Here is a 23,346-nt window from a genome sequence, read left to right on the forward strand (position 1 = left end):
ACCGTCACCGGCCCTCTTCGCTACGCGTTGCTACAGGTACAGGCCCGTGGAGTCCTCCGACCCCTCGAACCGGTCGGCGGCCACGGCGTGCAGGTCGCGCTCGCGCATCAGCACGTACGCCACGCCCCGCACCTCCACCTCCGCCCGGTCCTCCGGGTCGAACAGGACACGGTCGCCGGGCTCCACCGTCCGTACGTTCTGGCCGACGGCCACGACCTCGGCCCAGGCCAGCCGCCGCCCCACCGCCGCGGTGGCGGGAATCAGAATGCCGCCCCCCGACCGCCGCTCGCCCTCACCGGTCTCCTGCCGCACGAGAACCCGGTCGTGCAGCATCCGGATCGGAAGCTTGTCGTGGTGGGGAGTGCTGTGCTCGTTTCTGTTGGCGCTCACGGCTCGAACCTACCTGCCCCGGTCAGTCCCTGCGCCGCCGGGCCCCGAGGGCGAGCAGCCCCACGACCCCCACGACGACGAGCGCGACGGGCACGACCCGCTCCAGGCGGGGCGCCCCCTCCTCATCCACGAACCGGGCCCGCACCTCACTGACGGCCCGGTTGACCTGCACATACGCCCGCCCGACCGTGTGATCGACATTCGCGATCACCTTGGCCTTGGCGTCCCCGACGATGGTCTTCGGATGCACCCGCACCCCGATCTCGTCGAGCGTCTCGGCCAGCACTTCACGGCGGCGCCTGATGTCCGCCTCGATCTGCGCCGGGGTTCTGGTGTCCGACGTGTCCGCCACCGTACGGCCTCCGAAGTCTCCTGATGCTGTTCCGAACAGTTTGTCAGCTCTGGGTCGCGCCGCACCGCAAGGCCCCCCGGTTACGCTGGCCCGATGAGCGAGCGACTCCAGCCGGGGGACGTGGCCCCCGCCTTCACCCTCCCCGACGCCGACGGCACCGAGGTGTCCCTCTCGGACCACAAGGGCCGCAAGGTCATCGTCTACTTCTACCCCGCCGCGCTGACCCCCGGCTGCACCAAGCAGGCCTGCGACTTCACGGACAACCTGGAGCTCCTGGCCGGCGCCGGCTACGACGTCATCGGAATCTCCCCCGACGCCCCGGAGAAGCTGGCGAAGTTCCGCGAGAAGGAGTCCCTGAAGATCACCCTGCTCGCCGACCCCGACAAGAAGGTCACCGAAGCCTACGGCGCGTACGGCGAGAAGAAGAACTACGGCAAGACCTACCTGGGCGTCATCCGCTCCACGATCGTCGTGGACGAGGAGGGCAAGGTGGAACGCGCCCTCTACAACGTCCGCGCCACCGGCCACGTAGCCAAGATCATCAAGGACCTGGGCATCTGACCCGCCCCCACCGCGACAACGGCCCGCACCGGAACCCCCGGCGCGGGCCGTTTTCCGTGATTCCGGGCGTGACTGTCCGATAACCGGTTCGTTACTCCGTACGGGCAAGGAACACCTGCCCGGGACGGAGGGGGCTCGATGGGGGCCAGCGCGTACACGAAGGAACGGCTGGAGACGGCGGCTCGCGGCGCGAGGACGTTGTCGGAGGCGCTGGAGAGGCTGGGGGTGGATCCGAGGAGTTCGAGGCGGGACTACGTCAGGCGGCGGATGAAGAAGCTCGGGGTCGACACGTCGCACTTCGCGCCGGAGGGGGTGAAGTGGACGCGCGAGGTTCTCGAGCCGGTCGTCGCGGTTTCCACGAGCACCAATGAGGTCGTGCGCCGACTCGGGCTCGACTCCGTGGGCGGTCACCAGGCCAACATCGCCCGGCGGATCAAGGCGTACGGCATCGACACCTCGCACTTCACACCTGCGGTCCGAACCGAGCGGATGCGGCACAACCAGCGCCGGCGAACGCCCGAGGAGATCCTTGTCGAGGACACGTCGGCGCACGCTCCGCGTGTCCCGAGTCAGCGACTCAAGCGGGCCATGCGCGAGCTGGGCGTGGAGGAGCGCTGCGCCCTGTGCGGTACCGAGCCGCTCTGGCTCGGCGAGCGACTCCCACTCGAGGTCGACCACGTCGACGGCAACTGGCGGAACAACCGCGTAGAGAACCTCCGGTTCCTCTGCCCCAACTGCCACTCGACCACCGACACGTACCGAGGCCGTGGCAAGAGCCGTGCCCGAGCGGGTGCCGTATGAGCAGCGGAGCGCAGTACCCGCGCGAGCGGCTGGCCCAGGCAGCCGCGCCCACCGGCAGGCAGGTGCGACCCGCGCCGGAGGAGCTGCGGGCGGTGGCCGATGCGTCGGCATCCGTCGCCGAGGTGCTTCGCCGCCTCGGTCGTGCCAACAACGGCGGTCAACGCGCGCTGCTCGGCAAGTGGATCGCCGAAGACGGTCTCGACACCGCGCACTTTCTCGGCCAGGCACATCAGCGAGGGAAGCGGGGTACGAATGCCAAGCGGCCGGAAGCCGTCCTGGTGCGGCACGAAGGCGGACACCGGATCGCGACCGAACGCCTCCGGCGGGCGCTCCGCGCAGTGGGCGTTCCCGAGCGGTGCGCCAGGTGCGGAGTCGGCCCGGAGTGGCGCGGCAGGCCGATGACCCTGGAGATCGACCACGTCGACGGCGACTGGCACGACAACAGGCGGGAGAACCTGCGGCTGCTGTGCCCCAACTGCCATGCGATCACGCGTACCTGGTGCAGGGGCGGCGGTAGGCGGCGAGCAACTCCCGGTACGATGGCAGGCGGCTAGCGGCGGTGGCGCAATGGCGACGCAGCAGACTTAGGATCTGTGGCCCTTGATCGGGCTTGAGGGTTCGAATCCCTTCCGCCGCACAGAAGCGACCTGCGAATCGAAGGGTGACTCGCAGGTCGTTTTTTGTGCTCTCAGCCCAGCAGTTCCCGCACCACCGGCACCAGCCCCCGGAACGCTTTCCCCCGGTGGCTGATCGCGTTCTTCTCCTCGGGAGTCAGCTCCGCGCACGTGCGGGTTTCGCCGTCCGGCTGGAGGATCGGGTCGTAGCCGAAGCCGTTCGTGCCGGCGGGGGCGTGCCGCAGGGTGCCGGGCAGCCGGCCCTCGACCACCCGTTCCGTGCCGTCCGGGAGGGCGAGGGCCGCCGCGCAGGCGAAGTGGGCGCCGCGGTGTGCGTCATCGATGTCGGAGAGCTGGGCCAGGAGCAGCTCCAGGTTGGCCTGGTCGTCGCCGTGGCGGCCGGCCCAGCGGGCGGAGAAGATGCCGGGCGCGCCGTTCAGGACGTCGACGCACAGGCCGGAGTCGTCGGCGACGGCGGGCAGCCCGGTGGCCTGGGCGAGCGCGTGGGCCTTGAGCAGGGCGTTCTCGGCGAAGGTGATGCCGGTTTCCTTGACGTCGGGGACGTCGGGGTAGGCGTCCGCGCCGACGAGCTCGTGGGGGAGTCCGGCGTCGGCCAGGATGGCCCTCAGCTCGGTGATCTTTCCGGCGTTGCGGGTGGCGAGGATCAAGCGGGTCATGCCCGCCAGTATTCCTCGCCTCCCGGTCAGAGCTCCGCCTGCCCCGCGCCCCGCAGGGTGCTCAGGTCGAACACCTCGCCCATGGTGCGGTAGCCCAGGTCGCTGGGGTGCAGGTGGTCGCCTGAGTCGTATTCGGGGCGCAGCCGGCGCGGGTCGTAGGGGTCCCGGAGGGCCTTGTCGAAGTCGACGACGGCGTCGTACACGCCGCCGGCCCGGATCCCGGCGTTGACCTGCTGCCGGACCGCCTCCCGGGCCGGGGTGTAGCCGCGGTGGCCCTGGAAGGGCATGAGGGTGGCGCCGATGACCTTCAGGCCGCGGGCGTGGGCCTGGCGGACGAGGGTGCGCAGGCCGGTGAGGATGCGGTCGGGGTCGGCGAGGCGGGGGTTGCGCAGGATGTCGTTGACGCCGAGGGCGATGACGACGACCTTGACGTTGGTGCGGGAGAGCGCGTCGCGGCCGAAGCGGCCGAGTCCGCTCTGGTTCTCGGCGGGCCGGCCGAGGCCGTCGGCGAGGACCTGGTTGCCGCTGATGCCCTCGTTGACGACGCTGTAGCGCGGCAGTTGCCCGCCGTTCTCCAGGGCGCTGCGCAGCCGGCCGGAGAGGATGTCGGGCCAGCGGCGGTTGGTGCCGGTGGTGGAGGTGATGCCGTCGGTTATGGAGTCGCCGAGGACGACGACGGTGCCGGTGGCCTCGTTGCTGAGCAGGTCGAGGGCCGTCACGTAGCGCCAGTAGGGGGTCTGTTCGGTGTACGGGGTGCCGGTGGCGTCCTCGGTGCGGTCGCCGGTGGCGAGGTACGACACCTGGCGGGCGTGCGGGTGGTAGGTGACCGGTCCGGAGGGCGTGGGGGAGTAGGTGGTGATCAGGACGTCGGCGCCGTGCGGGACGGTGAGGTGGACGGCGTCGCTGACGGCCTGCCCGCCGGCGGGTATGACGACGCCGGTGCTGCCGCCGAAGGTGAGGCGCCGCATCGTTTCCGCGTCGGCGGCCGCGGTGCCGTCGCCGCCGGCCAGGGCGAGGGAGGCGTGGCCGATGGTGAGGGGGGACTGGCCGTAGAGATTGGACAGTGTGACGCGGGCACTCGTACCGCCGGTGCTGGTGTGTACGACGTTGCGGACCGAGCGGCCCGCCAGGCCGGCGGTCTCCGTGCCGGGTTCGCCGCCGACGGGGGCGGTGGCCCAGGCGCCGACCCAGGTGCCGGTGGAGGCGGGGGCGGCGTGGGAGTCGCGGTGCGGGCGGTTGTCGCCGAGGGTGCTGCGGGGGGTGCCGTCATCGGCCGCGACGGTGACGTAGATGCCGGCGGACAGTGCGATGACCAGGGCGATCAGCGCACCGAGCACCGCATAACCATGACGCTTGGCCACTCTTGTGTTGTTCTCCTCGACAGATGGGAGCCCGAGGCTCCGATCTTGCTCACCCATGATGCGTCATGGGCCGGGGAGGTCTGACAGGGCCCTGCCACGACTCCCCTCCAGACAGACGTCGGGAACTCCTGTTCCGTTCCGGGAGTCGGTCAGGAAGGGACAATTGTGTGCGGGATCACCGAACGGGTGGAGCTGATGGAACCTACCGAGACGGGAACACCGGGGCGGGTGGCGTCGTACAAGACGATGACGGCGTTCACCCCGGCCGACGAGGAGCGCAGGCGCGGGGTGCGCCGGATGAAGCTCACGGCGACGGGCATGCTGCTGTTCGTCGCGGTGGTCTACGTGCTGGCGAAGGCCGCGGGGAACGCGGGTGCCGGGACGTGGACGGACTACGTGGCGGCGGCGGCCGAGGCCGGCATGGTGGGCGCGCTCGCCGACTGGTTCGCGGTCACGGCGCTCTTCCGGCATCCGCTGGGGCTGCCCATCCCGCACACCGCGATCATCCCCACGAAGAAGGACCAGCTGGGCGTCTCGCTCGGTGAGTTCGTCGGGGAGAACTTCCTCTCCGAGGACGTCGTACGGCAGCGGCTGCGCGCGGTCGGGATCGGCAGCCGGCTGGGGGCCTGGCTGGCGGAGCCGGAGCACGCGGACCGGGTGACGGCGGAACTGGCCACGGCCCTGCGTGGGGCGCTGACCGTGCTGCGCGACTCGGACGTGCAGGCGGTCGTCGGCGAGGCGATCACCCGGCGGGCCGACGCGCAGGAGATCGCGCCGGGGATCGGCAAGACGTTGGAGCGGATCGTCGCCGACGGCGGGCACCGGCGGGTGGTGGACCTGGTGGTGGCCCGCGCGCACGACTGGCTGGTGCTGCACCGGGACGACGTGATGGTGGCCGTGGAGGGCGGTGCGCCCGGCTGGACCCCGCGGTTCGTGGACCGGAAGGTCGGCGAGCGGGTCTACAAGGAGCTGCTGCGGTTCGTCACCGAGATGCGGGACATGCCCTCGCATCCGGCGCGCGGCGCGCTGGACCGCTTTCTCACCGACTTCGCCTCCGACCTGCAGTCCGACACGGACACCCGGGCGCGGGTGGAGCGGCTCAAGGGCGAGGTGCTGGGTCGCGGCGAGGTGCAGGACCTGATCGCGTCCGTGTGGACGGCCGTACGGTCGATGATCGTGGCGGCGGCCGAGGACGAGCGCAGCGAGCTGCGGACGCGGGTGCGGGCCGCGCTGCTGTCCCTGGGCTCGCGGATGGCGACCGAGCCGAAGGTGCAGAACAAGGTCGACTCGTGGGTGGAGGGCGCGGCGGTGCATGTCGTGACGACGTACCGCGCGGAGATCACCTCGCTGATCACGGACACGGTGGCCGGCTGGGACGCCGAGCACACCACGCGGAAGATCGAGGCGAACATCGGCCGTGACCTGCAGTTCATCCGGATCAACGGCACGGTGGTGGGCTCTCTGGCGGGCCTGGTGATCTACGCGGTGTCGCGTGGGCTGGGGGTCTGACCGGAGTGTTCCGGTGCGCTCCGGGCACCCGATAACCCGCCTCGACGTGGAGGGAGCCCCATGAGTGCAGCAGCCGAAGCGCCGTCGCCGGAGACCGGCCGGACCATCACCACGAACATCCCCGCCCGACTCGACCGTCTGCCGTGGTCCCGCTGGCACTGGACGATCGTGATCGGCCTGGGCACCGTCTGGATCCTCGACGGCCTGGAGGTCACGGTCGTCGGGAACATCGCCAGCCGGCTGTCGGAGCCCGGCAGCGGCCTGTCCATCACGTCCGGGCAGATCACCGGTGTCGCGGCCGCCCTGTACGTGGCGGGCGCCTGTGTGGGTGCCCTGTTCTGGGGCCGGCTGACCGACCGTTTCGGCCGGAAGAACCTCTTCATGATCACGCTGGCGGTGTATCTCGCGGCGACGGCTCTGACGGCGGTCTCCTGGGAGGCCTGGTGGTTCTTCCTGTTCCGCTTCCTGACCGGCTTCGGCATCGGCGGTGAGTACGCGGCGATCAACTCCGCGATCGACGAGCTGATCCCGGCGGACTACCGCGGCCGGGTCGACCTGATCATCAACGGCAGCTTCTGGCTTGGTGCGGTCGGCGGTTCGCTGCTGTCGATCGTCGCCCTGGACACCGACCTGCTGGCCGCGAACGTCGGCTGGCGCCTGACCTTCGCGCTCGGTGCCGTCCTCGCCCTGGTCATCCTGCTGGTACGACGGCATGTCCCGGAGAGCCCGCGGTGGCTGCTGATCCACGGCAGGGACCGGGAGGCGGAGGAGATCGTCTCCGGCATCGAGCGCCGGGTGGAGGCGGAGCGGGGCGAGCGGCTCCCGGAGCCCGAGGGCGAGCTGGAGATCCACCAGCGCAAGAACGTGACCTTCCTGGAGATCGCCCGCACGGTCTTCGGCCGCTACCGCAAGCGGGCGGTGCTCGGGTTCTCCCTCTTCATCGGCCAGGCGTTCCTGTACAACGCGATCACCTTCGGCTTCGGCGCCATCCTGACCAAGTTCTTCGACGTGCCCGCCGACCGCACCGGCTACTACTTCGCGGTGATCGCGGTCGGCAACTTCTGCGGCCCGCTGCTGCTGGGCAAGCTGTTCGACACGGTCGGCCGCCGCGTGATGATCTCCTCGACGTACCTGCTCTCCGGCCTGCTGCTGTTCGGCACGGCGTGGCTGTTCGACCGGGGTTCGCTGAGCGCGGGCACGCTGACGGCCTGCTGGTGCGCGGTGCTGTTCTTCGCGTCGGCGGGCGCCTCCAGCGCCTACCTGACGGTGTCGGAGATCTTCCCGATGGAGACGCGGGCGATGTCGATCGCCTTCTTCTACGCCCTCGGCACCGCGGCCGGCGGGATCAGCGGCCCGCTGCTCTTCGCCGACCTCACCGGCACCGGCCGGGTCGGCGACACGGTCCTGGCCTTCTCCATCGGCGCGGCGCTGATGTGCGCGGCCGGCCTGGTCGCGGCGGCGCTGGCGGTACGGGCCGAACGCCGCTCCCTGGAGGACATCGCCCGCCCGCTGACGGCGGTGGCGGGCCGGGCGAAGGCGGCGGCGCGGAACACCCGCCCCGGCACCCCGGGCGGTGGCCCTGCGGCACCGCCGGCGGCGAGCAGGCCGTGATCGTCAGGCGCCGGTGGTGGAGCCCGGCCGGACGATCATCAGGACCGTCACGGTGGCCCACAGCAGGTTGAACAGCCCGGTGCCCATGGCGAGCCGCGCGGTCTGCGTGGACCCCCCTCCGTGTTCCAGGAGGGCGGCCTGGCCCGGCAGCACGAGGGCGACGAGGACGAGCGCGGCGAGAGCGGTCAGGGCGATCGACACGATCAGCCAGCCACTGCCGAGCACGCCCATCCGGCTCGCGGTGGCGAACCCGAACACGGGGACGACGACGCCCACGACGGCGTAGACGCGGCAGATCCGGTGCAGCAGACGGAGCGTCCCGCCGGCACCGGTACTGCCACCGGTACCGGCGTCGGCACCGGTACCGGCATCGCCGGGCCCGGCGGCCAGGGCCCGGCGCGCGGCGGGCGGGAACATGCTGGCGGCGACGGCCACGGGGCCGACGGCGAGGATCGCGGCGATGACGTGGACGGCGAGGAGGAACTTGGTCACAGGGGGACGCTAGGGGCGGCGGGGATCCCGGAGGAGTGGCAGGAGTGCCAGGGTTCGACGGATTCTCGCCAGGGGCTTCACCGGGCGGGTGACGGCGGTGCCGCGCACCGGGGCGGGTGGCGGCGGATCTGCTCGCGGGGTGGGTGGCGGCGGCCTCGCTCATCGCGCGGGTGGCGGCGGGACTGCTCGCCGCGCGGGTGGCGGCGGTGCCGCTCGCCTGGTGGGTGGCGGCGCCTCGTTCATCGCGCGGGTGGCGGCGGTCCCGCGCACCGGGCGGGTGATGGCGGCCCCGCTCACCGGGCGGGTGATGGCGGCCCCGCTCCCGCCCCCCGTGGGCGGCAATCCGCCGTCGTACCCCTACTCTCTCGCCATGCACACCGTGGCCGTACTGGCGCTGGACGGCGTCATCCCCTTCGACCTCTCCGCCCCCGTCGACACCTTCGGCTGGGCCCGGCTGCCCGACGGCCGGCAGCCGTACCGGGTGCGGGTGTGCTCGGTGCGGGAGGAGGTGAGCGCGGGTGCCTTCACAGTGCGGGCGCCGTACGGCCTCCAGGCGCTCGCGGAGGCCGACACGATCATCCTGCCCGGGGTCGCGGAACCACCGGAGACGCTGCCGCCCGGGGTCGCCGAGGCGCTGCGCGCGGCGGCGGCGCGGGGCACCCGGATCGCGTCGATCTGTGTGGGCGCGTTCCTCCTCGCGGCGACGGGCCTGCTGGACGGGCTGCGCGCGACGACCCACTGGATCGCGGCCCCCGACCTGGCCCGGCGCCACCCGGAGGTGACGGTCGACCCGAACGTCCTGTACGTCGACAACGGCCGGCTCCTGACGTCGGCGGGCGCAGCGGCCGCGCTGGACATGTGCCTGCACATGATCCGCAAGGACTTCGGCTCCGCGGTCGCCGCGCACGCGGCCCGGATGTCCGTGATGCCGCTGGAACGGGAGGGCGGGCAGGCCCAGTTCATCGTCCACGACCTGCCCCCGGCCCCGGCCGGCACCACCCTGGAGCCCCTGCTGGCCTGGCTGGAGGACCACTGCGGCCGGGACCTGACGCTGGCGGAGATCGCGGCGAAGGCCGGCATGAGCACCCGTACCCTCAATCGCCGCTTCCGGGAGCAGACCGGTACGACCCCGCTGCAGTGGCTGCACCGGGCGCGGGTACGGCGGGCCCAGTATCTGCTGGAGACCACCGCGTACCCGGTGGAACGCATCGCCGTACAGACCGGTTTCGGCTCGCCGACGGCCTTCCGGGAACGCTTCCGGAGGGTGGTGGGCACGAGCCCGCAGGCGTACCGCAGGGCGTTCCGGGCGGGGGTGTCGTGAGGAACGGCGCTCAGGCGGCGGTGGCCTGCGGAGGCGGGCTCAGGCGGCGGTGGCCCGAGGAACGGGCCTCAGGCGCTGGTGCCGTGAGCAGCAGGGCTCAGGCGGCCTTGCGGTCGGCGACGGCCCAGGAGGCGGCGGCGACGGCACCGGCGACGCCGAGGACGGAGGGCCAGGCGCCGACCTTCTTGGCGAGCGGGTGGGATCCGGCGAACGCGGCCACGTAGGCGGCGGTCAGCGCGCCGGCCGCCTTCCCGCCGGCCCGGGTACGCCACTGCTGGGCTGCCGCGGCGCCGGCGACGGCCAGGACGACCCCGCCGAGCTGCCGCTTCCTGGTCCAGCGGGCGACGCCGTAACCGCCGACGAGCCCGGTGGCGGCGACGACCGCGCTGGGAACCCTGGCCATAAGTGCCTCCTCGTATCCCGAATGTCTGTCCCGAGGCTAACGCGCGGGCGGGCCGCGCCCCCGAACCTGAGTCGAGGCTTGTCAAGTTTCCAGCAGAGAGTTATATAAGAAGTCGTAGGGCATCGCACCACAGTCCCTGAGAGAGGAGTGACCTGTGATGCTCATGCGTACGGACCCCTTCCGCGACTTCGACCGACTCGCGCAGCAGATGCTGGGCGCGAACGCCCGCCCGTCCGCGATGCCGATGGACGCCTACCGGTCCGGTGACGACTTCCTCGTCCACTTCGACCTGCCCGGCATCGACCCGGAGACGATCGAACTCGACGTCGAGCGCAACGTCCTCAACATCCGCGCCGAGCGCCGCAACCCCGCTCCCGAGGACGCGGAACTGCTGGTCGCCGAACGGCCCACGGGCACCTTCACCCGCCAGCTGTTCCTGGGCGAGACCCTCGACACCGAACGCATCGACGCCTCGTACGACGCCGGCGTCCTGACCCTGCGCATCCCGGTGGCCGAACAGGCCAAGCCGCGCCGCATCCAGATCACGGGCGGCGCGGGCAGCGACCGCAAGCAGCTCAGCGGCTGACCGTCCGACGGGGGCCGACCCCCGAGGCGGCCGGCGTTCCCGTCGGTGACCGACAGGCACGCACCCGCCGGCCACCGACGACCCGGCACACCCAGGACGCGCCGACGACCGGCCCCCGCACGACCCCTCGTCACCCCACAGCCCACAGCCCACACGGCCCCGAGCACCCCCGAAAGGCGGCACTCACCGCACAACCCTCACCAGTCGCACATTGGCCGAACTGCCGCCCATGCCCGCCGCATTACGGGGTACCGGGCTTGCGGTGCCCCGAAGTGTCCCGGAGGAGGAGCCACCACGATGACCGTGACCACCCCGCAGCCGAGAATCGCCATCCCCGCCCCCGCCCCGACCGTGCGTCCACGTGTCAAGAGCACGACGGAGAACGCCGACTGGCTGGAGCTGACCGAGGCGGTGCGCGAGGCGGGCCAGTACCCGACGAGAGCGGAGGCGGAACGCGTCACCCGCATCGTCCTCTCGGCGCTGGGCGGACACGTCACCGGCGACGAACGCGTGGCTCTGGCCCAGGCCCTCCCCCGGGAGGCAGGCCGCGTCATCGCCTCCCAGATCCCCGCGACCCACCCCCTGACGGCCCGCGAGTTCGTCGAGTCGGTGGCCACCCGCATAGAGGGCTCGACCCCCGCGACGGCCCGCTGGGACGTCAGCTCGGTCCTGAGCGCCCTCTCCACCCACATCGGCGAATCCCTGACCACCCGAGTCCTCACCCAACTCCCGTCGGGCTACGCGCTGCTGTTCGGCCGGGCGGACCTGGCGGGGACGGCGTAAAGCCACGAAGCTGACGGGCGCCGCACACCCTGGTGCGGCGCCCCGGCCTGCAAGCCGCCAAACCGGCCCGGCGTCCGTACGCAACGCAACCGCGCGCCTCACCAACGATGCGAACGCAGCCAACGCCAGGGCCCGACGAACCGGAGCCGACCACCTTCCCAGGGCTGCCCGCTCGCTTCCTCCCCGTGCTGGAGTGAGCCGAGTCAAGGGTGGCCCGGAGGGCCATCGCCGAAGGCGACGCGCAGCGCCCTTTACTCGGCTCACGGAAGCACGACACTGGCCGAAGAAGCGGGCGGCCCCACGGCACCTTTGCGGCCTACGGCATCCCCCGTCCCGCTGGCGTCCCTGAAACGGTGTGGGTTAACGCCATCCGGCACGACGCCTGATCCGTGCACGGCAGCGGAGTCGGGGCTGAGACAGAGGCAGTGGCCGCAGTTCGCTGTCAGGCCCTGTGATCAGATGATTTACTTGCCCTTCGACGCCCATCCCCCAATCCGGCAGCAGCCCAACTCCCTTGACGCGGCGTCAGGAGGCTCTCATGCCCAAGTACAGCTACGACCTGCCCAAGCACGCGGTTGATCACGGCGTAGAGGTCAAGATCGCGGAGCTCCTCATCGATCCGCAGGCTCAGCGCACCTTGAATGAGCGTCGCGCTCAGTCGATCGCGAACAATCTCGTCCGTGAGGCGATCGGAACCATCATCGTCTCGGAGCGCGAGGACGGAGCGCGGTACATCGTTGATGGCCAGCACCGCAAGCGTGCCTCTGAACTGGCGGGGTTGGAGACCATCAGAGCCGATATCCACTACGGACTCACTCAGGAGCAGGAAGCCATACTCTTCCTGATCAAGAACCGTGAGTCTCACAAGCCGCGCCCGATCGACGAGTACCACGTCGGCCTCACCGGTGGTGTGCCGCTTTTTGTCGACACTGACCGCGTTCTGAAGGCCCACAGGCTGAGCCTTGGTTCTTCCTCGACCAACAGTGTCGGAGCTGTGTCGGGTGTCCTCCAGATCACGGATCGTTACGGGGCTGATGTGCTCGATCGCACGCTCACGATCGCGGAAGAGGCATGGGGGCGTAGTGCCGAGTCCTGGGACGGCATGCTCCTGGGCGGTATCGGGATGTTCCTCGGTCGCCACGGCGACCTCGTCAACGACCCCGAGCTCGCGAAGAGGCTTGAGCGCACCGCCACGGCGGCGAAGTGGCGCTCTCAGGTGTTGAGCGCTTCGTCCAATGGCGGCTTCAACAACAGCGGTACCGGGTCCAGGATCAGCGTGTGTTACCGCCTTGTTCTGGATGCCTGGAACAAGGGACGTCGGCCGGCCAACCGAATCGAGGGCTGAGCCCCGAGCCGCCAGTAGTCCTCGGCGATTACGGAGGGCCCTGGGCGCACGCGCCGGGGCCCCTCTTCCGCCTGTGTTACTTAAGGGCGTCTTGCGCCAAGGCGCCGATGAAGACGTGCCAAGTACCAGGCTGGACATGGATCACAGAGCCTTCGCCCCACTTTGAATCACGTATGAACGCGTTACCAGATGTGTACGCGCACTCCACGCACTCGGTACCGCTGCCGCCGCTGTAAGAGGACTTGAACCAGTGAAGTTCCAGCGATGCTGCCATCAGGGCTCCTTGTTGATCCGCTCAATGAGCTCGGCCGAAGACTCGAAGTCGAGTGCTTGAGCGCTGAGGTATTCGAACGCCAACTTATAACGGTCCAGTTCCTTCGGCTTCTCCATGAAGAGGCCACCACCGATGAGGTCCACGTACACCACGTCGAGTTCTCGGGTCTGCCCGCGCAGGACGGCGAAGCTGCCTACGGCAGCAGCGTGAGCACCTCGTTCGAATGGAAGCACTTGGACGGTGACGTGCGGTCGTCGCGCTTGTGTGAGCAGGTGGTCCAACTGCTGCCGCATGACCTCTCGACCCCCGACCAACCGTCGGATGGCCGCCTCATCAATGACACACCAGATGTGCGGTGGGTCTTGGCGATCCAGCAGCTCCTGACGCTTCATGCGGATGTCGACCATGTGTTGGATCTCGCGCTCTGGGCACTGCACTTCCGAAGCCCGGTGCACGGCTTCCGCATACGCCCTGGTCTGAAGCAGGCCAGGAATGTACATACAGGCGTAGTGATCCTCGCGTACGACCTCGTCTTCGAGGGTCAGCATGAGGTTCATTGACTCGGGGATGGGGTCGGCGAGGGAGCGCCACCAGCCCTGGATCTTGGCGCCCTTGGCCAACTCGACCAGCGCCAACCGTTCCTCGTCGGGAGCGTCGTACTCGCGGCAGAGGGCGTCGACGGCCGGCCACTTGACCGTGCCCTCCTTGGTCTCGTACCGGCTGAGTGTCGCCTTCGAGATGCCGACGCGAGCTCCCGCATCCTCCAGGGTCAGACCCGCCGACTCCCGAAGTCGACGTAGATCTGCTCCTAGTTGACGCCTGCGAGTGGTGGGTCCAACCGCCATGCCTACGGCCCTTCCTGTCGATGTCGTAGATCGTCCTCGCCCTCTCAGAGGGACTGCAAGGGCGCGTGCGCCGGGGCGCGCATCCAGCAGACATGCACCGTTTCGGTCGTTGTGAGAGTTCCATTGAAACTCTCATTGCCACTCTGGTTGCTGTTAGGCACAAGGGGCACAGAGTGCCCTTGCTGGGGCGAGCGAGGGAGTCGAGTAGGTCATGCACTGCACCGGTTGTATGCCGCGGAAGAAGTGGACCCTGCCGTTTCTGGCCGAGGCGAAAGAAGTCGCCCCGCTGCGGCGGGTCTTGCGGCTCCACATCGAGCTTTGGGGACTGCCGGAAGTCAGCGAGGCTGCCCAACTGTGCGTCAGCGAGTTGGTCGCGAACGTCATCAAGCATGTGGGCCCCGGCACCCCGACCACGCTAGCGGTCTGCATGAGCGGTACCCGCTTGCGCCTCGAAGTCCACGACCCCGCCCCCCGTGCCCTTCCCGCCCTGACCGATGCGGACTCGGAGGCCGAGACGGGGCGGGGGGATGTCCCTCATCGACGCGATCACCGAGCGTTGGGGCGTCGACCTGTTCCCTGAGTACAAGGCGACATGGTGCGAGCTGCGCACCAGCCTGACCACGGCTGACGGACACACCACAGGCCCCCGCGTGTCCCGAGCAGCGGAAGTGCTCGGGTTCTACGCGGACGCGAGGAAGCTGCCGACGGAGCCCCAGACTGGTCGGCTGAGGACCGCAGCGGCGGAGGATACGGCGATCAGCGTGATCGCCGACCTGCTGCACTGGCTCGGCGCACACGGCAGGGACCCGGACGAGGTGTTGGAACGTGCGCAGGCCCACTTCGAAGCCGACCTCGCCCACTGATCGTCAGCGTGGACAACCGTCGGTCAGCTCGCGGTGATAGCCGAGTACGTCCACACATCGGCCGGTAGCTCGTGCTTGAGGCGCCAAGTGATCGCCATGGGCTTGCTGCCCGTGTGCGTCACGTAGCTCGCCGGGCCAAGGAGCATCCACGGTTGTGGCTTGCCTGTGTCCGTGCTCTTGTAGCGACGCATGAACAGCAGGACCTCACTGCCTCGCTGCCTGTGCTCCCGGTATCGCATGCCGGTGCCGGAGTCAGAGGCCGTTGAGTTCTGGGACTCCCAGTGGAAGAGCGTCGGGCTGAGCGCGTAGTCCTTGTACCGGACGGTTGGCGAGAAGTCCTTCTCGTTCTTCTCCAAGGTGATGAGCAGGGCGTCGGTTCGGAGCTTCTCAACCCACTGCACGCCCTGCGCGAAGGACCGGGGCATCTGGCCGCCGAAGCGCGCCACCCCTAGCGCGGCGAGGATCTCGGAGCGGTTGTACGAACAGTGGACCATTAGTGGAACGTTGCTGAGGCGGCCTGACAGCGGGATGGGGAAGTGGTCTGCCCGCTCGATGACGTGTGACAGCACCTGCCTCAGTTCGTCCCGGAACTCCCGTTGGGAGCGCAGCGAGTCGAGGCCTTCACCGAAGCTGGTGAAACCGCCGGCGTTATCCCAGATGTTGAAGAACAGCATGCGGGCATAGGACTGTTCCATTGGACTCAGTTCCTCGTATGGCAGGGCTTCATCTTCGAGGAGTCGGAGGTAGGCCCTGGCACGCTGGGGATCATCGACGTGGAGAAAGGCATGAATCTTTTTGAGTAGCGCCGCTTCCCCCGTCGGTGCGACTCCCTCAATCAGTCCCGCTCGGCGCAGGATGGTCGTCCAGGAGGTGTCGTTCTTGTACAGCTCCTTGATCTCCCGACGGCTCTCGCGGAGGTAGTCCGCGAGGCGTAGCGTGCCGTAGGCCCTGACCTCGCTCACCAAAGTTCTGACTGTTGCGCCGAGTTGGCTTCGGATGTTGTCGAGTACGAGATCCTTGGACTTGCCCTCCAGGAGGATCTGGCAGCCAGACGGCAGTTGGGGGAAGTCATGCTCGATGTGTTCGACAAGCCGGTTGCGTGAGAGGTTCGTCATGGCTCGGAACTGTTCCTCGAAACGGAACTCCGCTCGGTGCTGTCCGATGAAGTCGAAGACCGTGAGCACTGGCTTGGTCTCGGTTCGCCTCAGGCCCCGTCCCAATTGCTGGAGAAAGATCGTCGCACTGTTGGTGGGACGGAGCAGGAGAAGTGTGTCGACGTCAGGGATGTCGAGTCCCTCATTGAACAGGTCGACGGAGAAAATCACCTGCAACTTGCCGTCACGCAGGTCTCTCAACGCCTGGCTGCGCACGGCAGCCGGCGAGTCGCTGTCTAGTGCAATGGCCTGGAACCCGGCCGTGGTGAAGAAGTCCGCCATGAAGTGGGCATGCCTCTTGCTCACACAGAAACCCAACGCACGCATCGCTGCGGGGTTTGAGACCTTGTCCCGAATCTGCTTCACCACGATCCGGGCACGCGCGTTGTTGCCTGTGTACAGGTTGTCGAGCTCCTGATCGGCGTACGTCCCCTTCCGCCAGCCCAGGTTTCTCAGATCTGTGCCGTCTGGTAGGCCGAAGTAGTGGAACGGACACAGCAGATCGTTCTCCAGAGCCTCCCACAATCGCATCTCGGCAGCGATGCGCCCCTCGAAGAACTCGTCCTGGACGCTGAGGCCATCCATCCGCTCGGGGGTGGCCGTCAGGCCGAGCAACTCTTTTGGCTCGAAATGGTCGATAACCCGGCGGTAAGTGGTAGCGGTGGCGTGATGAAACTCGTCAATGACGATGATGTCGAAGTGATGAGGAGTCAACTGTTCCAGCCGCCGAACGTTCAGTGACTGCACGCTGGCGAAGACGTGGTTCCAGTCCCGTGGATCCTGCCCGGAGTGCAGCAGCTCTCCGAAGGAAGCGTCGTCCAACACCTCTTGGTACGTACGCAGGGACTGATTGAGTATTTCCTTGCGATGGGCGACGAACAACAACTTGGGTCGTCCGTTGGGCCAGCTCCTGCACAGATTGCGGTAGTCCAGTGCAGCCATCACGGTCTTTCCCGTGCCAGTGGCCGCAACGAGCAGGTTCCGGTGCCGCCCGCGGATCCCACGCTCGACAGTGAGCCGCTCCAGCATGTCCTGCTGGTGCGGGTAGGGGCGCACCTCAAGGCCTGAAAGGTTAATTTTCTGGTCGGCGCTCGGGGACGCGCCACCGCTCGCCTGGACCAGTGCTCCGTCGAGGCGCTCACCGTGGAGATCGGGGTCGTACGTCTCGAAGGCGATGTCGTTCCAGTACGCGTCGAACGTTGCTTCGAACTTGTCCAGAACGGCTGGTGTGGAGACCGATGACAGACGTACGTTCCACTCCAGGCCATCGAGCAGAGCGGCTTTGGACAGGTTGGAGCTGCCGACGTAGGCGGTGTCAAACCCCGTGTTGCGGCGGAACAGCCAGGCCTTGGCATGCAGCCGCGTGGAGCGAGTCTCGTAGTTGATTTTGACGGTGGCGCCGAAGTCGCGGACGAGTCGGTCAAGCGCGTGGCGGTCTGTGGCACCCATGTAGGTGGTGGTGATGACCCGGATCTCCACGCCCCGGTCTTTCGCGGCGCGGAGAGCGTCCTCTAGCACCCGTATGCCGTACCACTTCACAAACGCGCAGAGCAGGTCAATGCGGTCCGCGGTTGCCAGTTCGGCGCGCAGTTCCGCCCCCAGGCTGACGTCCTCCGGTGAGTTGGTTAGCAAGGACGCCTCAGAGAGCGGGGTAAGAGGGCGGATCGCGTAGGCGCCCGGTGCCTCCTGCCTGGCGAGGGCGAGCAACTGTCGTGGTCCCTTAGCCACCGTGCTCACAGGGTCGGCGTCGCTCTGGCCAGCCGTACCGGCGGCGAGGGATTCGAGTAGCTGGTTTATGAGCGGAACGTGCTGCTCAGGTGGGACCTGAGTGAGCCTGCGGGCGACCACCTCACCGATGTGTCGGGCCAGAACATGGGGCGAGGACTCGACGCTGACCTCCGCGTCGATTGCTCTCCACCCCATCGCCTCAAGCCGACTCATCTCGTCGTACACGCTCTGAGTGATCAGCTTCTCGTACACCCCAGCGACCGGCTGTGCCGGATCCCCCGCTTCCGCCACCACGATCCCCTCAGATACGTGTCAGTGTCCCTCTGTTCTAACAGGCTGTTCTGTGCGTCAGACGGTCGTGCCGTGACAGTCCCCATAGACACGGTCCGCCCCACACCAACACCCCGCCCCCTTCCCCGGCGGCCAAGCCACCGCCCGCCCCCGGGCCGCCAGTGTCGTCGCGTACTGGGGCAGCAGGGTGGGGTCCGTCGGGGGCGTGCCCTCCGAGGCTGCGAAGGCCTCGTAGGAGGGGACCGTGCCGGTGACGATGCCGAGGTTGGGCGTGCCGGAGGCGGAGAGTTCGCGGAGGGAGGACTCTATGGTCGCCAGGTGTTCGGCGTGGGACGGGTACTCCGCGGACAGGGCGGGATACGCCGACAGCAGTTCCGAGAGTTCCGGGGCCGGCCAGTGCAGGACCGCCACCGGGAACGGGCGGGAGAGGGCCTCGCGGTAGGCGCCGAGCTCGGCGCGGAGGCGGTGGATCTCCGCCTGCAGTTCCGCGGGGTTGTCCGAGCCCAGGGACCACACGCGTTTGGGGTCGTGGAGTTCGTCCAGGGAGACCGGGGAGGTGTGGAGGGTGTCGGCGAGGGTGTCCCAGTCGTCGTGCGGGAGGCCCAGCATGCGGCGGACGCGGTGGCGGCCGTAGAGGAGGGGGTGGGTGGCGGCCGGGGGCTCGTCCGAAGGCTCCAGCAGGAGCTGGGCGGCCTCGGTGAACGTCTTCGCCGCCGCCTCCAGCTCGTCGTGGGATTCGAGGGCCTCGGCCACGATCACCCAGGGGGCCGGGTCCCGGGGGGCCGTGGTGCGGATGCCCTCGATGATCGCGCGTGCCTCCGCCTCGTGGCCGTACTCCCACAGGTTGGACGCCTTCAGGGCGCGGACCAGGGCCGGGTTGTCCAGTGTTGCGGCGGACGCGAGCAGGCGGTCGTAGAGGGTGGTCGCCGCGGGGCGGTCGCCGGACAGTTCCAGGTGGGCCGCCGCCCGCAGGAGGAGCGTCTCGGCGTCCTCTGGGTACAGGCCGGCGGTCCGCTCCAGGCGTGCCGCTTCGGCGGTGTGGTCGACGTTCTCGGCAGGCGTGTCGGGGCGCATGGGGGACACCGTACTGCCGGGCGGTGACAAAAGTGAGGCGCCCCCGGGGGGCGTGCACCGCGGTATGGATATCTGGATATCTTCGGTGCCGACATCTACACGGGGTGGAGCCGGCATGCAGAAGACGGGTGCGCTGGTCGTGACCGATGAAGCGGCTGTCCTGGACGAGGGGCGTGAACCGCCCCGGCACTGGCCCCTCCTGCTCGTCGGTGCCGCCGTCGTCCCCGGTACGGTCCTCTTCCTGCTCGGGCGCTGGGGGGACGCCCCGGCCGTACAGGCCTGGCGGACCGTGTGTCTGGCCGTGACCGTGCAGGCGCTGCCGTTCCTGCTGCTCGGTACGGCGCTGTCCGGGGCGATCAACGCCTTCGTGCCGGAGGGCGTGTTCCGCCGGATCCTGCCCCGCCGGCCCGCGCTCGCCGTACCCGTGGCCGGGGTCGCGGGGGTGGTCCTGCCAGGCTGCGAGTGTGCCTCGGTGCCGGTTGCCAACAGTCTCATCAGCCGTGGCGTCACCCCGGCCGCCGCCTTCGCGTTCCTGCTGTCCGCGCCCGCCGTCAACCCGGTCGTGCTCACCGCCACCGCGATCGCGTTCCCCGGCAACCCCGCCATGGTGGCGGCCCGGCTGCTCGCCTCCCTCGCCACCGCCCTCGTGATGGGCTGGCTGTGGCTCCGGTTCGGGCGGGCCGAGTGGCTGAAGCCCGTCGTACGGCACACCGGGCACCGGCAGGGGCACAGCCGCATCGACGAGTTCCGGCGCGGGTTCCAGCACGACTTCCTGCACGCCGGCGGCTTCCTGGTGCTCGGCGCCGTCGCCGCGGCCACCTTCAACGTCGCCGTCCCGCGCTCCGTGCTGGACACCTTCGCCGCGGCGCCCTGGCTGTCCGTGCTGTTCCTCGCCGGGCTCGCCGTGCTGCTCGCGGTGTGCTCCGAGGCCGACGCCTTCCTGGCGGCCTCGCTGACCGGGTTCCCGCCGGTCGCGCGGCTGGTGTTCATGGTGGTGGGGCCCATGGTCGACCTGAAGCTGATCGCCCTGCAGGCGGGGACGTTCGGGCGGGCCTTCGCGGTGCGGTTCTCCGCCGCCACCGTCGTCGTCGCCGTCGCGTGCAGCGCGCTGACCGGATGGGGGCTGCTGTGAAACGAGCCGGGAAGCGTTCGCTTCAAGCGGGGCTGCTCGCCCTCTGCGGGCTCGGGCTGCTGCACGTCTCCCTCTTCACCGACCTCTGCCTGCGGTACGTCAAGGAGGGCATGCGGCTCCCGCTCATCGCCTCCGGGGTCGTCCTGCTCCTGCTGGGGATCGCGAGCGCGGTCCTCGACCGGGCGGAGGAGGCCGAGGAGCACGGCCACGACCACGGCCACTCCGGTGTGCCCCGCGTCTCCTGGCTGCTCCTCCTCCCCGCGCTCAGCCTGCTCGTGTACGCCCCGCCCGCCCTCGGCGCCTACACCGCCGCCCGGCAGCCGGCGAAGGCCGTCGTCCACGACAGCGACTTCGATCCGCTGCCGCGCACCTCGCCGCTGCCCATGACCCTCTCCGACTTCACCAGCCGGGTGCGGGAGGACCGGGGGCAGGCCATCGAGGGGCGCACGATCCGGATGACCGGGTTCGTGACCCCCGGGGACGGCGGAAGCTGGGACCTGACCCGGATCATCCTCAACTGCTGCGCCGCCGACGCCCAGTCCGTGAAGGTACGGATCCACGGCGGGCCCGTCCTGCCCGCCGACACGTGGGTGACGGTCACCGGGACCTGGCACCCGGGCGGCACCCTGGGCACCGGCTCCGCGCCGGTCGCACTGGACGCCCGTACCGTCACGAAGGTGCGCCGGCCGGCGAACGGCTACCAGGACGCCCTGCCGCTGGGCTGAACCGGCGCGTCACACGGTGACGCCGTCGGTCTGCAGGGTCTGCACGGACTTGGCCGCGAAGGGCACGGACACCGACCTGCCGGTCAGGTGGGTGTCGGAGCGGGGGGTGTAGCGGTCGCCGCAAAGTCGTGGCCGCGGCGGGTGCCCTGGTTCCTCTGGCCAGTTGAGGGCGCCGCGCCTATCGTGCGGGCGGCTGTGGTGGAGGTGGGCGCGGATGCGGGCTGCGGCGGGTGTGCGGGTCGTACGGCACGGCGATCGGCGCAGGAGCGCCCGGCGCAGGCGGGTGCTGTGGGGCGGGGGCGAGGTGCTCGTGACGGCCGGGCTGGTCCTCCTGCTGCTGGTCGTGCACCAGCTGTGGTGGACCAACCGGGAGGCCCGGCGCGGGGCCGCGCGCGAGGTGGCGGCGCTGGAACGGGAGTGGGGCGGCGGTACGACGGCCGGCCCCGGCGCCCTGCCCGGCGGTCCCGGTACGGCCTCGGCCCCCGGGTCCGCCGCATCCGCCTCCGCCCCCGTCACGTCCCGCCCGCCGGGGCACCCGTCCGCCCCCGAGGCGGCACCCCGGCGGTCCCGGGCGTACGCGGTGCTCACCATCCCCCGGCTGCACCTGCGTGTCCCCGTCGCCGAGGGTGTCGGCAAGGCGGACGTGCTGAACAAGGGGTACGTCGGTCACTACCGCGGCACCCAGCAGCCGGGCCAGGCCGGGAACTTCGCGCTCGCCGGGCACCGGAACACGCACGGCGAGCCCTTCCGGTACCTGCCCCGGCTGCGGCGGGGGGACGCCGTCGAGGTGGAGACGCGGACGGCGACGTACACCTACGCCGTCGACCGGATCCTGCCGCGCACGTCGGCGCTGGACTCGGGGGTCGTCCGGCCCGTCCCGCGCTCGCTGGTCCGGCCCGGGTACGGCTACCACGAGCCCGGTCACTACCTCACCCTGACCACCTGCACCCCCGAGTTCACCTCCCGGTACCGGCTGGTGGTGTGGGCCCGGCTGATGTCCGCGCGGCCCCGGTGAGCCGCCGGTCCGGCGCCCCTCACGCCCGCTCCCGCAGCGCCAGCACGCTCACCGCGCCCGCCACCGCCAGCCCCGCCGACACCAGCAGCGCGAGGTTCGCGCCCCGGGCCGGGCCGTCGGCCGAGGTGGCGACGGCGATGGTCAGGGCCACGCCGGCGCAGGAGCCGATGTAGCGGAAGGTCTGCTGGGCGCCGGAACCCATCGCGGCCCGCTGGGGCGGCACCGACTCGACGGCGAGCAGCGGCAGCGCGCCGTTGAGCAGGCCGCTGCCGACGCCGCCGACGATCAGGCCGGGCAGCAGGCGGGGCCAGGAGCCGGAGCCGACCGCGCCGAGCATCATCGCCATGGCGATCGTGTGCAGGGCGAAGCCGAGGGCGAGCTGGGTGCGCGGGGCGACCCGGCCGGCCAGGTGCTTGACCTGGAGGGCGACGGCGAAGCTCAGACCGGACCAGAGCAGGAACAGCCAGGCCGTGCCGAGCGGGGGCAGCCCGAGCGCCTGCTGGAGCAGCGCGGGCAGGAAGCTGAACAGGCCGATCACGGCCAGGCCGGTGAACAGGCCGCCCGCGGAGGAGGCCAGGAAGCGGGCGTGCCGCAGCAGGGTGAGGTCGATCATCGGGGTGCCGGTCCGGCGCTCCACCGCGACGAACACCGCGACCAGCGCGACGGCCGCCGCGAACAGCAGGCCGACCGGGGCGCGCAGCCAGCCGTCCCGGCCCAGGGTCAGGGCAGCGACCAGGGCCACCAGGGCCAGGCCGAAGGTGAGCGCCCCGAGCACGTCCGGGCGGCCGCCGCGCGGGGCGCGTGACTCGGCCAGCGCCCGGGTGCCGAGCGCGGCCACGACGAGGGCGGCGGCGCCCAGGACGAGGTAGCCCGCCCGCCAGCTCGGCAGCGCGCCCGCGAGCAGCGGGCCCACGGCGATGCCGCCGCTGACGAAGGCGCCCCACACGCCGGTGGCGTGCAGCCGGCCGCGCGGGCTGGGGAAGGCGTGCACGATCAGGCCGAGGCTGCTGGCCAGCAGGGCGGCGCTGGCCGCGCCCTGGGCGATGCGGGCCAGGGTGAACTGCCAGGTGGTCGTGGTGAACGCGCCGAGGGCGGTGGTGAGACCGAGGGCCAGGGTGCCGGAGAGGAAGATCCGGCGCCGGCCGTGGTCGTCGGCGAGGCTGCCGGCCACCAGGAGGAGGGCGGCGAGGCCGAGGGGGGCGCCGTTGAGCAGCCAGGCCTGGGCGGAGAGCGGGGTGTGCAGGGCGGCCGCGGTGTCCGGCAGCGTGACCATGGGGGCCGTGTAGGCCATGAGGGCCACGGCGGTGGCCGCGCTGGTCAGGGCGAGGGTGGCGCGGGGGCGTACGGGGGTGTCCCGGGCGGTGGCGCCGCGTCCGGTCGCGGGGGTGGTGGCGGAGTCGAGCCGGGTCATGGCCTGTCCTGTCCTTCGGGGCCCCGGC

25 protein-coding genes and 1 tRNA gene are annotated in these 23,346 nt (G+C 70.2%); 15 read left to right on the top strand and 11 right to left on the bottom strand.

The window, feature by feature from the left end; all coding sequences use genetic code 11:
- Window positions 1-30 precede the first annotated feature (30 nt).
- On the bottom strand, window positions 31-390 hold the full coding sequence (locus ABZ923_RS13285; protein WP_014672972.1) for a co-chaperone GroES: 360 nt from the start codon (window positions 388-390) through the stop codon (window positions 31-33).
- Between the two features lie 22 nt (window positions 391-412).
- Window positions 413-742 (bottom strand): DUF3618 domain-containing protein, encoded by a 330-nt coding sequence (locus ABZ923_RS13290; RefSeq protein WP_361470463.1) that lies wholly within the window; start codon window positions 740-742, stop codon window positions 413-415.
- Window positions 743-835: 93 nt separating this feature from the next.
- Here ABZ923_RS13290 and bcp point away from each other — a divergent pair, with 93 nt between their 5' ends.
- The 4 genes from bcp (at window position 836) to ABZ923_RS13310 (ending at window position 2,741) form a co-directional block, all read left to right on the top strand.
- Window positions 836-1,303 carry a thioredoxin-dependent thiol peroxidase gene (gene bcp / locus ABZ923_RS13295; protein ID WP_361470465.1) on the top strand — a complete coding sequence of 156 codons (468 nt, stop codon included), beginning with the start codon at window positions 836-838 and terminating at the stop codon, window positions 1,301-1,303.
- Between the two features lie 138 nt (window positions 1,304-1,441).
- Window positions 1,442-2,104, top strand: coding sequence for an HNH endonuclease signature motif containing protein (locus ABZ923_RS13300; protein WP_361470466.1), 663 nt, complete (start codon window positions 1,442-1,444; stop codon window positions 2,102-2,104).
- The gene (locus ABZ923_RS13305; RefSeq protein WP_361470468.1) at window positions 2,101-2,658 is read left to right on the top strand and encodes an HNH endonuclease; all 558 of its coding nucleotides are present in this window, start codon (window positions 2,101-2,103) and stop codon (window positions 2,656-2,658) included. The genes ABZ923_RS13300 and ABZ923_RS13305 overlap by 4 nt, the downstream gene beginning before the upstream one ends.
- Window positions 2,658-2,741: transfer RNA gene (locus ABZ923_RS13310), tRNA-Leu, on the top strand. The genes ABZ923_RS13305 and ABZ923_RS13310 overlap by 1 nt, the downstream gene beginning before the upstream one ends.
- A 51-nt stretch (window positions 2,742-2,792) precedes the next feature.
- On the opposite strand, the gene rdgB is transcribed toward ABZ923_RS13310, so the two are convergent.
- On the bottom strand, window positions 2,793-3,395 hold the full coding sequence (rdgB, locus tag ABZ923_RS13315; protein ID WP_361470470.1) for an RdgB/HAM1 family non-canonical purine NTP pyrophosphatase: 603 nt from the start codon (window positions 3,393-3,395) through the stop codon (window positions 2,793-2,795).
- A 26-nt stretch (window positions 3,396-3,421) separates the two neighbouring features.
- Window positions 3,422-4,756: an SGNH/GDSL hydrolase family protein gene (locus ABZ923_RS13320; protein ID WP_361470472.1), complete on the bottom strand. Its 1,335-nt coding sequence runs from the start codon at window positions 4,754-4,756 to the stop codon at window positions 3,422-3,424.
- Window positions 4,757-4,951: 195 nt separating this feature from the next.
- On the opposite strand from ABZ923_RS13320, the gene ABZ923_RS13325 reads away from it, so the two are divergent.
- Both ABZ923_RS13325 and ABZ923_RS13330 read left to right on the top strand, forming a co-directional pair.
- Window positions 4,952-6,265, top strand: coding sequence for a DUF445 domain-containing protein (locus ABZ923_RS13325; protein WP_361470473.1), 1,314 nt, complete (start codon window positions 4,952-4,954; stop codon window positions 6,263-6,265).
- A 60-nt stretch (window positions 6,266-6,325) separates the two neighbouring features.
- On the top strand, window positions 6,326-7,876 hold the full coding sequence (locus tag ABZ923_RS13330; RefSeq protein ID WP_361470475.1) for an MFS transporter: 1,551 nt from the start codon (window positions 6,326-6,328) through the stop codon (window positions 7,874-7,876).
- A 3-nt stretch (window positions 7,877-7,879) separates the two neighbouring features.
- Here ABZ923_RS13330 and ABZ923_RS13335 read toward each other — a convergent pair whose 3' ends face one another.
- Complete coding sequence (locus tag ABZ923_RS13335) at window positions 7,880-8,368, bottom strand: hypothetical protein (RefSeq protein ID WP_361470476.1); 489 nt, start codon at window positions 8,366-8,368, stop codon at window positions 7,880-7,882.
- A gap of 370 nt (window positions 8,369-8,738) precedes the next feature.
- On the opposite strand from ABZ923_RS13335, the gene ABZ923_RS13340 reads away from it, so the two are divergent.
- On the top strand, window positions 8,739-9,689 hold the full coding sequence (locus ABZ923_RS13340) for a helix-turn-helix domain-containing protein (RefSeq protein WP_361470574.1): 951 nt from the start codon (window positions 8,739-8,741) through the stop codon (window positions 9,687-9,689).
- Window positions 9,690-9,786: 97 nt separating this feature from the next.
- On the opposite strand, the gene ABZ923_RS13345 is transcribed toward ABZ923_RS13340, so the two are convergent.
- The gene (locus ABZ923_RS13345; protein ID WP_361470478.1) at window positions 9,787-10,092 is read right to left on the bottom strand and encodes a hypothetical protein; all 306 of its coding nucleotides are present in this window, start codon (window positions 10,090-10,092) and stop codon (window positions 9,787-9,789) included.
- Window positions 10,093-10,249: 157 nt separating this feature from the next.
- Between ABZ923_RS13345 and ABZ923_RS13350 the strand changes: the two genes are divergently transcribed.
- From ABZ923_RS13350 to ABZ923_RS13360, 3 genes are all read left to right on the top strand, one after another.
- A complete protein-coding gene (locus tag ABZ923_RS13350; RefSeq protein ID WP_361470479.1) occupies window positions 10,250-10,678 on the top strand; it encodes an Hsp20/alpha crystallin family protein in 429 nt (142 codons plus the stop codon).
- 297 nt (window positions 10,679-10,975) lie between these two features.
- Entirely contained in the window at window positions 10,976-11,461 is a 486-nt protein-coding gene (locus tag ABZ923_RS13355; protein ID WP_361470480.1) for a DUF2267 domain-containing protein, read from the top strand.
- 538 nt (window positions 11,462-11,999) lie between these two features.
- Window positions 12,000-12,806, top strand: coding sequence for a DUF6551 family protein (locus ABZ923_RS13360; protein WP_361470482.1), 807 nt, complete (start codon window positions 12,000-12,002; stop codon window positions 12,804-12,806).
- A 76-nt stretch (window positions 12,807-12,882) separates the two neighbouring features.
- Here the strand turns inward: ABZ923_RS13360 and ABZ923_RS13365 are convergent, their stop codons facing one another.
- Both ABZ923_RS13365 and ABZ923_RS13370 read right to left on the bottom strand, forming a co-directional pair.
- Window positions 12,883-13,080: a DUF397 domain-containing protein gene (locus ABZ923_RS13365; RefSeq protein ID WP_361470484.1), complete on the bottom strand. Its 198-nt coding sequence runs from the start codon at window positions 13,078-13,080 to the stop codon at window positions 12,883-12,885.
- Window positions 13,080-13,925 carry a helix-turn-helix transcriptional regulator gene (locus ABZ923_RS13370; protein ID WP_361470485.1) on the bottom strand — a complete coding sequence of 282 codons (846 nt, stop codon included), beginning with the start codon at window positions 13,923-13,925 and terminating at the stop codon, window positions 13,080-13,082. The genes ABZ923_RS13365 and ABZ923_RS13370 overlap by 1 nt, the downstream gene beginning before the upstream one ends.
- A 229-nt stretch (window positions 13,926-14,154) precedes the next feature.
- Here ABZ923_RS13370 and ABZ923_RS13375 point away from each other — a divergent pair, with 229 nt between their 5' ends.
- Both ABZ923_RS13375 and ABZ923_RS13380 read left to right on the top strand, forming a co-directional pair.
- On the top strand, window positions 14,155-14,505 hold the full coding sequence (locus tag ABZ923_RS13375) for an ATP-binding protein (RefSeq protein WP_361470576.1): 351 nt from the start codon (window positions 14,155-14,157) through the stop codon (window positions 14,503-14,505).
- A complete protein-coding gene (locus tag ABZ923_RS13380; RefSeq protein WP_361470582.1) occupies window positions 14,453-14,788 on the top strand; it encodes a hypothetical protein in 336 nt (111 codons plus the stop codon). Before ABZ923_RS13375 ends, ABZ923_RS13380 begins: the two co-directional genes overlap by 53 nt.
- Window positions 14,789-14,811: 23 nt before the next feature.
- On the opposite strand, the gene ABZ923_RS13385 is transcribed toward ABZ923_RS13380, so the two are convergent.
- Together ABZ923_RS13385 and ABZ923_RS13390 are read right to left on the bottom strand one after the other, a co-directional pair.
- A complete protein-coding gene (locus tag ABZ923_RS13385; RefSeq protein WP_361470487.1) occupies window positions 14,812-17,961 on the bottom strand; it encodes a DUF3427 domain-containing protein in 3,150 nt (1,049 codons plus the stop codon).
- 57 nt (window positions 17,962-18,018) lie between these two features.
- Entirely contained in the window at window positions 18,019-19,035 is a 1,017-nt protein-coding gene (locus ABZ923_RS13390; protein WP_361470489.1) for a tetratricopeptide repeat protein, read from the bottom strand.
- Between the two features lie 115 nt (window positions 19,036-19,150).
- Here ABZ923_RS13390 and ABZ923_RS13395 point away from each other — a divergent pair, with 115 nt between their 5' ends.
- The 3 genes from ABZ923_RS13395 to ABZ923_RS13405 all read left to right on the top strand — a co-directional run bounded on the left by ABZ923_RS13395 (window position 19,151) and on the right by ABZ923_RS13405 (window position 21,907).
- Window positions 19,151-20,167, top strand: coding sequence for a permease (locus ABZ923_RS13395; protein ID WP_361470491.1), 1,017 nt, complete (start codon window positions 19,151-19,153; stop codon window positions 20,165-20,167).
- Window positions 20,164-20,892, top strand: a complete 729-nt coding sequence (locus tag ABZ923_RS13400; protein WP_361470492.1) for a TIGR03943 family protein — start codon at window positions 20,164-20,166, stop codon at window positions 20,890-20,892. The genes ABZ923_RS13395 and ABZ923_RS13400 overlap by 4 nt, the downstream gene beginning before the upstream one ends.
- A 214-nt stretch (window positions 20,893-21,106) precedes the next feature.
- Window positions 21,107-21,907, top strand: coding sequence for a class E sortase (locus tag ABZ923_RS13405; RefSeq protein ID WP_361470494.1), 801 nt, complete (start codon window positions 21,107-21,109; stop codon window positions 21,905-21,907).
- A gap of 19 nt (window positions 21,908-21,926) precedes the next feature.
- Here the strand turns inward: ABZ923_RS13405 and ABZ923_RS13410 are convergent, their stop codons facing one another.
- Complete coding sequence (locus ABZ923_RS13410; protein WP_361470495.1) at window positions 21,927-23,318, bottom strand: MFS transporter; 1,392 nt, start codon at window positions 23,316-23,318, stop codon at window positions 21,927-21,929.
- Window positions 23,319-23,346 lie beyond the last annotated feature (28 nt).

This window comes from Streptomyces sp. NPDC046881 (assembly GCF_040645015.1).
Taxonomy (GTDB): Bacteria; Actinomycetota; Actinomycetes; order Streptomycetales; family Streptomycetaceae; genus Streptomyces.